Origin of the sequence: Natronobacterium texcoconense (genome assembly GCF_900104065.1) — an archaeon.
GTDB lineage: Archaea > Halobacteriota > Halobacteria > Halobacteriales > Natrialbaceae > Natronobacterium > Natronobacterium texcoconense.
The window spans coordinates 128,067-137,109 of record NZ_FNLC01000007.1 but is presented as its reverse complement, the minus strand read 5'-3'; the positions used below and the strand labels follow the sequence as shown (position 1 = coordinate 137,109).

8 protein-coding genes are annotated in these 9,043 nt (G+C 64.0%); 2 read left to right on the top strand and 6 right to left on the bottom strand.

Annotated elements, in window-relative coordinates:
- Positions 1-517 precede the first annotated feature (517 nt).
- Positions 518-895 (top strand): winged helix-turn-helix domain-containing protein, encoded by a 378-nt coding sequence (locus BLR35_RS19755; RefSeq protein ID WP_090386025.1) that lies wholly within the window; start codon positions 518-520, stop codon positions 893-895.
- The gene (locus BLR35_RS19750; protein WP_090386023.1) at positions 892-1,188 is read left to right on the top strand and encodes a DUF7521 family protein; all 297 of its coding nucleotides are present in this window, start codon (positions 892-894) and stop codon (positions 1,186-1,188) included. The genes BLR35_RS19755 and BLR35_RS19750 overlap by 4 nt, the downstream gene beginning before the upstream one ends.
- 15 nt (positions 1,189-1,203) lie before the next feature.
- On the opposite strand, the gene BLR35_RS19745 is transcribed toward BLR35_RS19750, so the two are convergent.
- The 6 genes from BLR35_RS19745 to lipA all read right to left on the bottom strand — a co-directional run bounded on the left by BLR35_RS19745 (position 1,204) and on the right by lipA (position 8,993).
- Complete coding sequence (locus tag BLR35_RS19745) at positions 1,204-2,364, bottom strand: multicopper oxidase domain-containing protein (RefSeq protein ID WP_170831081.1); 1,161 nt, start codon at positions 2,362-2,364, stop codon at positions 1,204-1,206.
- Between the two features lie 134 nt (positions 2,365-2,498).
- On the bottom strand, positions 2,499-3,959 hold the full coding sequence (gene lpdA / locus BLR35_RS19740) for a dihydrolipoyl dehydrogenase (RefSeq protein WP_090386020.1): 1,461 nt from the start codon (positions 3,957-3,959) through the stop codon (positions 2,499-2,501).
- Between the two features lie 49 nt (positions 3,960-4,008).
- Positions 4,009-5,583: a dihydrolipoamide acetyltransferase family protein gene (locus BLR35_RS19735; protein ID WP_090386017.1), complete on the bottom strand. Its 1,575-nt coding sequence runs from the start codon at positions 5,581-5,583 to the stop codon at positions 4,009-4,011.
- 1 nt (position 5,584) lies between these two features.
- Positions 5,585-6,601: an alpha-ketoacid dehydrogenase subunit beta gene (locus BLR35_RS19730; protein WP_090386014.1), complete on the bottom strand. Its 1,017-nt coding sequence runs from the start codon at positions 6,599-6,601 to the stop codon at positions 5,585-5,587.
- Between the two features lies 1 nt (position 6,602).
- On the bottom strand, positions 6,603-7,712 hold the full coding sequence (pdhA, locus tag BLR35_RS19725; RefSeq protein ID WP_090386011.1) for a pyruvate dehydrogenase (acetyl-transferring) E1 component subunit alpha: 1,110 nt from the start codon (positions 7,710-7,712) through the stop codon (positions 6,603-6,605).
- Positions 7,713-8,042: 330 nt separating this feature from the next.
- On the bottom strand, positions 8,043-8,993 hold the full coding sequence (gene lipA, locus BLR35_RS19720; RefSeq protein ID WP_090386008.1) for a lipoyl synthase: 951 nt from the start codon (positions 8,991-8,993) through the stop codon (positions 8,043-8,045).
- Between the last annotated feature and the right edge of the window lie 50 nt (positions 8,994-9,043).

The following is a 9,043-nucleotide window of genomic DNA, read 5'->3' as shown; positions in this document are numbered from 1 at the left end:
ATGAGTTAGTTGATATTACGATGCCCCGATACGAAACAGGGAGATCGGATGTCGTGCCTACCTCCGTGCCTTCCGGCCGGAGGGGACGTGACGAGTGCGCCACGTCGTTCGCATTATTACGAAATAGCGGGTACATATATAAGACCGTCGGACCAGTTCCATATCGGAACCCGATACCATGCCACGATTTTCCACGTTCGTTTCACGTAGTTCACACTAATAAACGAGGTACTGCTCGAGTAATCCAGATATCGCACGGGCGGAGGCCGGCCGGTCATCCCGCCCTTGCAGACGCAGTCTGGCCGGATGAGACCCGCGCGTTCGCACTCGAGCGCGGACGTGCAAGAACCGTTCGGTCTGTGGGTCGAGGGCAGACGGTGTCGGGTGGTCGCGGGAGGAGCGTCGGGCGGGGAAAACGGTCGTGGAGCCGAACGCGTTCGCCAGTATAGCGTTTGTGGCCCTCAGCGCGAGGGCGCATCGATGCCAATAAACCACGTGCGTTACAACGGTCGTACGAATGGTCCGGGACCCGATCGCTTCGGAGTCGACCCCGTCGGCGGAGGACATCTGCTCTGCGCTCGACGACCCCGACTGCCGAGAGATTATCCGGAATCTCGAGGAACCTATGACGGCCTCTGAGCTCACGAACGAGTGTGACATCCCGCAGTCGACGCTGTATCGGAAACTCGAGCTGTTGACGGATTCGACGTTGCTCGAGGAGACGACGGAGATTCGTCGCGATGGTCATCACGCGAGCAAGTACGCGGTCGCGTTCGAGGATATCACGCTGTCGTTGGACGAAGACCGGGAGCTTACGGTCCAGATCGAGCGGCCGGCCCGGACAGCGGACGAGCGACTCGCCGAGCTGTGGTCGGAGGTGCGAAAGGAAACATGAGTCCACACGAGACGGTAACGATGGAGATCGCGCTCGCGCTAGCGGTCGTCAAGACGCTCGTGCTCGTTGTCGGGAGCGTCATCACGTACTTTGCGTTCAAGGCCTATCGGCGGACGAGACAGCGGGCGCTCGGTCTGCTCGCGCTTGGCTTCGGACTCGTCACGCTGGGACTCGTGCTGGCAGGAATGCTGTACGAGATACTCGAGGTGCCGCTTGCGGCCGGAATCCTGCTCGAGAGCGTGCTGGTACTCGCGGGGTTCGTCGTAATCGCGTACTCGTTGTACGTCCAGTAAGAATCGGCGCTCGTTCTATCCCTCGAATCCGGCGTCGTCCATTATTTCCGCGAACTCTTCGGTTTCCATCGCTTCTTCGTAGACGATCGCAGTTGCCATTCCGCCTGGGTATCGTCCTTCGGTCGTGACGTGGTGGACTTTGTGGCAGTGGGCTGGGTAGATTCCGGGGTCGGCGTCGGCCTCGATCTCGAGGGTGTACCGTTCTGCGGGGCCGATGTTGATCACGTCTTCCCTGTACTGTGCTGCCTCGGGGATCGGCGAGCCGTCTTTCTCGACGACCGTAAACTGATGGCCGTGGGTGTGGAAGGGGTGGGATTCGTAGCCATTGTTGGCGACGTGGAGGTGCATCGTCTCGCCCTGGGAGACGATCAGCGGCGTGCCGAGTTCTGGGTGGAACGTCGTCGGCGCGCTGCGACCGTTGAGCGTGTAGGTGTCCGAGGATCGCTCGACGGGATCGTAGTCGGAGCCGCCGCCGGCTTCGCGGTCGTGGAGGCGGGTGTCCCAGTCCCGGAGCGTGAAGAAGTACTCCCGGTCCGGTGGCTGGTAGTCTTCGGGGTCGACGCGGAGGATGCCGTACATCCCCATGTCGAGGTGGTTGTGCGTCTGGTAGTGACAGTGGTAGACGTGTGTTCCGGGGGTATCTGCCTCGAGGACGTAGGTGTGGCTTTCGCCGGGGTCGACCTGGTCGCGGTTGGTAACGGGTGCGCCGTCGTCCTCCCAGCTCTTGCCGACGGCGTGGACGTGGACGGTGTGTGGGCGGTCGTGGTCGCTGTTATCGTAGGTGAGTTCGAACGTGTCGCCTTCCTGCATCCGGTATATCGGGCCAGGGACCGACGGCTCGAGGTCGTCGGCTTGCCAGGCCCACACTTCGGGGAGTTCGACGGGGCCGCTAGCCCCTTCCTCGGAGACGATCTCGTGGCGGGCCGGGACGGTCCGTAGCGTCGACTCGTAGCCCTGTTCGGAGACGTCGACGATCTGTGGTGGTGCCGTGTACTGGTAGTCGGTCAGGGGTTCGTCCGCCTCGTCGTCGGAGTCGCTGTCGTCGTCACCCGTCGGGTTCGACTCCGAGCCGTCACCGGTTATCATCGAGAGACAGCCCGCGAGTGATCCGATTGCACCGGTTCCAGCAATCGAGAGAACTGTCCGTCGGTCGAGAGTAGAGGAATCGTTCGTCATGAGTTCGTTCGATCGTTGACTCCGCCTAATGAAGGGTTATCAAGTACATTCCTACGGTGCGAGAAGACACCCGAACCTGATCGGCTGAGGTACTTAAGTGAAAATGCGACGGACCGAAACGAAAGGAGAGGCGGTTACCGGTTCAGCGTGTGGATCGCGTGGCCGAGCGCGTTCTCGGCGGCTTCCATGACCGACTCCGACAGCGTCGGGTGGGCGTGGACGGTCGAGGCGACGTCCTCGAGGGTCGCTCCGAGTTCGATCGCGAGACCGAGTTCGGCCACCAGTTCGGAGGCTTCGGGAGCGACGATGCCGGCACCGAGGACGTATCCCTCCTCTTCTTCGGCGACGATCTTGACGAAGCCGTCGGACTCGTCCATCGTGAGTGCGCGACCGCTGGCTCGCAGCGGGAACTCGCCGGTCACCGTCTCGAAACCGGCGTCCTCGGCCTCGGATTCGGTCATGCCGACGGTCGCGATTTCGGGATCGGTGAAGACGACTGCGGGCATCGCCTGGTGGTCGATCGCAGCGGGTTCGCCGGCGATGACCTCTGCGGCGACCTGTCCTTCGGCACTCCCCTTGTGAGCGAGCATCGGCTCGCCGGCGACGTCGCCGACGGCGAAGATGTGATCGACGTTCGTGCGCGCACGCGAGTCGGTTTCGATGAAGCCGCGGTCGTCGGTCTCGACGCCGGCCTCCTCGAGTCCGAGCGTGTCCGAGACTGGCTGTCGACCGACGGCAACCAGCACCTTCTCGGCGTCGAGTTCGAGCGTGTCGGCCTCGACTGCCTCGGCTCCACCGTCGGTGGCGGCCTGCTCCGCTGGTTCGGCGGTGACGCGGATGCCGTCGCCGTTTTCTTCCCACTCCGAAGCGGTGTAGCCGAACTCGAACTCGATGTCGAGGTCGTTTGCGCGTTGCTTGACGGGGCGTTTGAGGTCGTCGTCGTACCCCGGCAGGACCGAGTCGAGCATCTCGACGACGGTGACGTCGGTACCGAGTTTGGCGAAGACGCTCGCCAGTTCCATGCCGATGTAGCCGGCACCGACGACGACCAGCGACTCGGGGACGGACTCGAGGTCGAGCGCGTCTTTCGAACTCAACACGGGTTCGTCGTCGTACGAGAAGTTCGGAATCTCGATCGGGCGCGAGCCGGTGGCGACGATGGCGTGTTCGAACTCGAGGGTCTCCGAGCCCTGCCCCTCGCCGCTGTGGGAGATCCGGACGGTGTTCTCGTCGGCGAACGTGGCGGTGCCCTCAAGCAGGTTGACGCCGTTTGCTTTACAGAGCTTCTCGACGCCGCCGGTGAGCTGGTCGACGACGTCGTCTTTCCAGCTGACCATGCCTGCCATGTCGACTGCGGGGTCGGCGTGAATCCCCATCTCCTCGGCGTTGCCGGCGTCGTGGGCGACGTCGGTGGCCGTGATGAGTGCTTTCGAGGGGATACAGCCGTAGTTCAGGCAGGTGCCGCCGTAGGCGTCCTTCTCGACGAGCGTTACGTCCAGGTCGAGCTGTCCGGCGCGGATCGCGGCCACGTAGCCGGCCGGTCCAGCACCGACGACCAGCACGTCCGTTCCGGTGGTGACGTCTCCAACGACCATTTACACTCCCTCCGTCGGGTTGGGTTGTCGTGTCATAGGGGTATCTCGGTTACTCCAGCAGTAGTAGGTTCGGGTTCTCGAGGTATTCGATCACTTTGTTCGTAAACCGTGCGCCGACGGCGCCGTCGATCAGCCGGTGGTCGAAGGATAGCGACAGCGTCATCACCGAACGCGGTTCGATCCGTTCCTCGCCGTCTTCTTCGACGACGCGGGGTTTGCGCTTGATCTCGCCGACCGCGAGAATGCCCGACTCGGGGTAGTTCAGGATCGGCGTCGCGTACTCGCCGCCGATACCGCCGATGTTGGTGATCGTGAACGTCGATCCCTGCAGTTCGTCGGGTGAGATCGATCGTTCGCGGGCCTTCTCGACGAGTTCGTTCATCTCCGAGGAAATCTGGAGCAGTCCCTTGCCGTCTGCGTTCTCGAGTACCGGGACCATCAGGCCGACGTCGGTCGCGGTGGCGACGCCGACGTTGTAGTAGTCGCGGTAGACGATCTCCTCGTTTTCCTCGTCGATGACCGCGTTCATCTCGGGGAACTCCTTCAGCGCGGCGACGACGGCCTTCGTGATGAAGGGCATGTAGGTCAGCCGGATGCCCTTCTCCTCGGCCCGTGGCTTGAGTTCTTCCCGGGTTTCGACGAGTTCGGTCACGTCGACCTCGTCGTGGTGGGTGACGTGGGGTGCGCTGTACTTGGACTCGACCATCGCGTCGGCGATGGTCTTGCGGACGCCACGGAACGGCTCGCGACGTTCGCGTTCGCCGGGTGCGAACTCGGCACCCTTGGCAACGGGTTCGCCGGCCTCGACGGCCTGCCGATCCGCTTCCTGGGCCTGCTGCTGTGCCTGGGCGTACTCGCGGACGTCCTCGGGCGTGACGAACGGTTCGCCGTCGCGCTGTTCGCTCGCCGGGACCGCGTCGATGTCGACGCCTTCCTCCTCGGCGACTCGACGGGTCGCGGGTGCGGCGAGGGTGCGGTCGCGGTCGGCCGATTCGGCGGACTGGGGTGCCCGAGAGGTCCCGGTCGTCGCAGCGCCACCACTGCTCGAGGCCCCACTCGTGGCGGTTTCAGTCGCTCCAGCCCCGGCTTCGGTGCCGCTCGAGGCCGTCGCCTCGGCCGTGTCGACCGCTGGCGCGGTGCCGGCGGCTGCCTCGACGTCCGCCGCGGTGATCCGACCACCTGGACCCGACCCCTCGAGTGCGGTGAGGTCGACGCCCTCTTCGCGAGCCAGTCGACGGACGCGTGGCGGCGCGAAGACGCGGTCCGTTGGCGTCGCGACTTCGTCGGTGTCGCCGCCGGTCGCGCCGGGGCTGCCGGCGGGTTCGGCCTCCGTCTCGGCCGTAGCTTCCTCGCCGGTGTCAGCCGCAGCCTCGGCGTCGGCTTCACCCTCTACGTCGAAGGTGATGAAGACGTCGCCGACCGGGATCACGTCGCCTTCGTCGTAGTGACGCTCCCGAACAGTACCGTTGACCGGTGCAGGAACCTCCACGAGGGCCTTGTCGGTCTCGACCTCCGCGACCGGCTGATCTTCGCTGACGGTGTCGCCTTCTTCGACGAGCCACGAGACCAGTTCGCCCTCGGCGACTCCTTCGCCGACGTCGGGAAGCTTGAATTCACGGACCATGTTAGAACCCCATCGCTTCCCGGATGCCCGTCTCGATGCGGGCGGCTTCGGGCAGGTAGTAGTCCTCGAGCGCGTACAGCGGGAACGGCGTGTCGAAGCCGGTGATGCGCTCGACCGGTGCCTCCTGGTAGAGCAGTGCCTGTTCCTGCAGCGTCGTCGTGATCTCGGCTGCCAGTCCGCCGGTCTTCGGCGCTTCGTGGACGACGGCTGCACGACCGGTCTTCTTGAACGACTCGACGATCGTCTCCTCGTCCAGCGGGGAGAGCGTTCGCAGGTCGACGACCTCGACGTCGATCTCTCCCTCGAGGTTTTCGGCGGCCTCGATCGTCGGCCGGGTCATCGCACCCCAGGTGAACACGGAGATGTCCGACCCCTCGCTTCGAACGGCTGCCTCGCCGAGTGGTACCTCGTAGGAACCGGTCGGGACGTCCTCGCGGAACGCCCGGTAGATGAGTTTCGGCTCGAGGAAGACGACGGGGTCGGGCGAGCGGATCGCGCTCGTCAATAGCCCCTTCGTGTCGTAGGGGGTCGAGGGAACGACGACCTTGAGTCCGGGCTGGTGGGCGAACATCGCCTCCGAGGATTCGGAGTGGTGTTCGGGTGCGCGGATGCCGCCGCCGTACGGCGCTCGGACGACGAGCGGACAGGTGTATCGGCCGCGCGAGCGCGTTCGCAGGCGTGCAGCGTGGGAGACGATCTGGTCGAACGCGGGGTAGATGAAGCCGAGGAACTGCATCTCGGCGACAGGGCGCATCCCGTAGGCGGCCATACCGACGGCCGTGCCGACGATCCCCGACTCCGCGAGCGGGGTGTCGATGACGCGGTCGTCGCCGAACTCCTCGTAGAGGCCTTCGGTCGCGCGGAAGACGCCGCCGTTCTCGCCGACGTCTTCGCCCATGACGACGACGTCGTCGTCGCGTTCCATCTCGGTCTCGAGTCCGTCACGAACCGCCTGTACGAGCGTGAGACTCTCGGTGGTCTGCTCGGTATCGGTCTCTGCGTGTGCGTCAGTAGCCATGTTATCCCTCCAGGAGTGCGTCGTCGCCGTGTGTCTCGCGGATCGATTCGAAGTACTCGAGCTGTCGCTGGAGTCGTTTCGGCATTCCCTCGTAGACGTGTGCGAAGATCTCCTCGGAGTCTGGCCGTTCGACCGACTCGGCTTCGTCGATCGCGTCGGCGACGTCGTCTTCGATCCGGCTCTCGATCGCGTCGAGCCGTTCGTCGTCTAGCATGCCGTGATTCCGGAGGAACGTTTCCATCCGCGGGATAGGGTCCTTCTGTTTCCAGCGTTCGACCTCGTCGTCGTCGCGGTAGACCGAGGGATCGTCCGCCGTCGTGTGTGCACCGAAACGGTACTGGACCGCCTCGATCAGCGTCGGCCGGAGTTCGTCGTCGTCGGGGTTTTTCGCCTTCTCGACGGCGTCGCGAGTGACCTGATACACCGCGAGTGGGTCCATTCCGTCGACCTGGACGCCCTCGAAGCCGTAGGCGGTCGCTTTCTGGGCCAGGGTCGAACTCGCCGTCTGGCGCTCTCGCGGGACCGAGATCGCCCACTGGTTGTTGTTACAGAAGAAGACGTTCGGCGTGTCGAAGACGCCGGCGAAGTTCAGTCCCTCGTGGAAGTCGCCTTCCGAGGTCGCGCCGTCGCCGAAGTAACAGATGAACGCTTTCTCCTCGTCTTTGAGCTTCGAGGCCCAGGCAGCCCCCGTCGCGTGGGGAATCTGGGTCGCGATCGGAACGGCGACCGTGAAGATGTTGGCGTCCTCGGGGATCTGATTGCCGCGTTCGTGGCCCATCCAGTACAGCAGGGTACGTTTGAGCGAGAGCCCACGAACCAGCCCGACGCCGTGTTCGCGGTAGCTGGGGAACACCCAGTCCTCTGCGTCCAGGGCGTGTGCACTGCCGACCTGGGCGCCCTCCTGTCCGGACAGCGGCGGATACGTTCCCATCCGCCCCTGGCGTTGCAGGCTCACCGCACGCTCGTCGAAGTGCCGTGCCAGACGCATCTGCTCGTACATCTCGAGGAATTTCTCCTCCGAGAGGTCCGGCACCTCGGCGTCGTCTCGTACTCGACCGTCGTCGTCGAGGATCTGGACTCGCTGTCGAGGGTCACGCTGTAACGTACTCACGGGTATACCCACCTGCGCATGTCGCAACGAACTATCGCTCGCGTTAAAGAATTTTCGTAAATAGTTTACTATCAACGGAATTCTTGCCCACGTGACTGCGAGCCGTCCGGCGAATCCATCGACCGTCGACCAATTGTCCATAACGAATACGAAGCCCGGATAAATTCAACGATCGATAGGGAACGACACGCAGTACCGAGGAAAAACAGACGAACGTCGAACAGGGGTCGCTGACAGCTGTGCTAGCTCCGCAAAACGGACGGACTGGTTCATCGGCGACTCGAGTGAGAACGGAAGGACCGACTGTGAGCGTCCCGAGAGCCGAACGCGTTAGACGCTACTGCGGGCGTCGGCACGCGCCTCCTCGCGTGCCTCCTCGACGGTCTTGCCCTCCCGAAGCACTGCCTCGACGAACAGTTCGCCGGCCTTGTACGACGAGCGGACCATCGGGCCGCTGGCACAGTAGAGAAAGCCTAACTCCTCTTCAGCGATCCGACGCCAGGTTTCGTACTTGTGGGGATGGTCGTAGCGTTTCACCTCGAGGTGGTTCCGCGAGGGCTGGAGGTACTGCCCGAGCGTGACGACGTCGACGCCACGTTCCCGGCAGTCCGCGAGGGTCTGGTAGACCTCGTGGTCGTACTCGCCGTGGCCGAGCATAATCGAAGTCTTCGTGTAGATGTCGGATTCGCGGTCGACCTGCTCGAGTACGGACAGCGACTGTTCGTACCCTGCGCGGCGGTCCCGGACGGGGAACTGGAGTCGGTCGACGGTTTCGACGTTGTGTGCGATCACGTCGGGGTCGGCGTCGATTATCTTCCGAACCAGGTGCTTTTCGCCCTGGAAGTCGGGGATGAGTACCTCGACGAGAATTCCGGGATGGCGATCCTTGATCTCACGGATCGTCTCGGCGAAGTGGCCGGCACCCTGGTCGGGCAGGTCGTCGCGGTCGACCGAGGTAAGTACGACGTAGTCCAGGCCGATTTCGGCGACGGCGTCGGCGACGTTCGCGGGTTCGTCGGGGTCCAGCGGCTCCATTCCGCCGGTCTGGACGTCACAGAAGTTACAGGCCCGCGAACAGCGGTCGCCCATCAGCATGAACGTGGCTGTCCCGCCGCCGTCGCCGCCGTCGCCGCCCGACCAGCACTCCCCGAGGTTCGGACAGTTCGCTTCCTCGCAGACGGTATGCAGGTTCCGGTCGCGGAGAGTCTCCCGAATGTCGGTAAACTCCCGGCCCGACGGTGGACGCATCTTCAACCAGTCGGGCTTTCGAGCGCTGCTCATACCTGACCCGTCGGGCCCCCGAAGGAAAAGTGATTGCGGTCGTCTCACGA

What these genes read in the sequence shown, in the direction of transcription:
- BLR35_RS19755 (WP_090386025.1), top strand. Translation starts at nt 518, where the DNA reads ATGGTCCGGGACCCGATCGCTTCGGAGTCGACCCCGTCGGCGGAGGAC.
- lipA (WP_090386008.1), bottom strand. Translation starts at nt 8,993, where the DNA reads ATGAGCAGCGCTCGAAAGCCCGACTGGTTGAAGATGCGTCCACCGTCG.
- BLR35_RS19750 (WP_090386023.1), top strand. Translation starts at nt 892, where the DNA reads ATGAGTCCACACGAGACGGTAACGATGGAGATCGCGCTCGCGCTAGCG.
- BLR35_RS19745 (WP_170831081.1), bottom strand. Translation starts at nt 2,364, where the DNA reads ATGACGAACGATTCCTCTACTCTCGACCGACGGACAGTTCTCTCGATT.
- BLR35_RS19730 (WP_090386014.1), bottom strand. Translation starts at nt 6,601, where the DNA reads ATGGCTACTGACGCACACGCAGAGACCGATACCGAGCAGACCACCGAG.
- BLR35_RS19735 (WP_090386017.1), bottom strand. Translation starts at nt 5,583, where the DNA reads ATGGTCCGTGAATTCAAGCTTCCCGACGTCGGCGAAGGAGTCGCCGAG.
- lpdA (WP_090386020.1), bottom strand. Translation starts at nt 3,959, where the DNA reads ATGGTCGTTGGAGACGTCACCACCGGAACGGACGTGCTGGTCGTCGGT.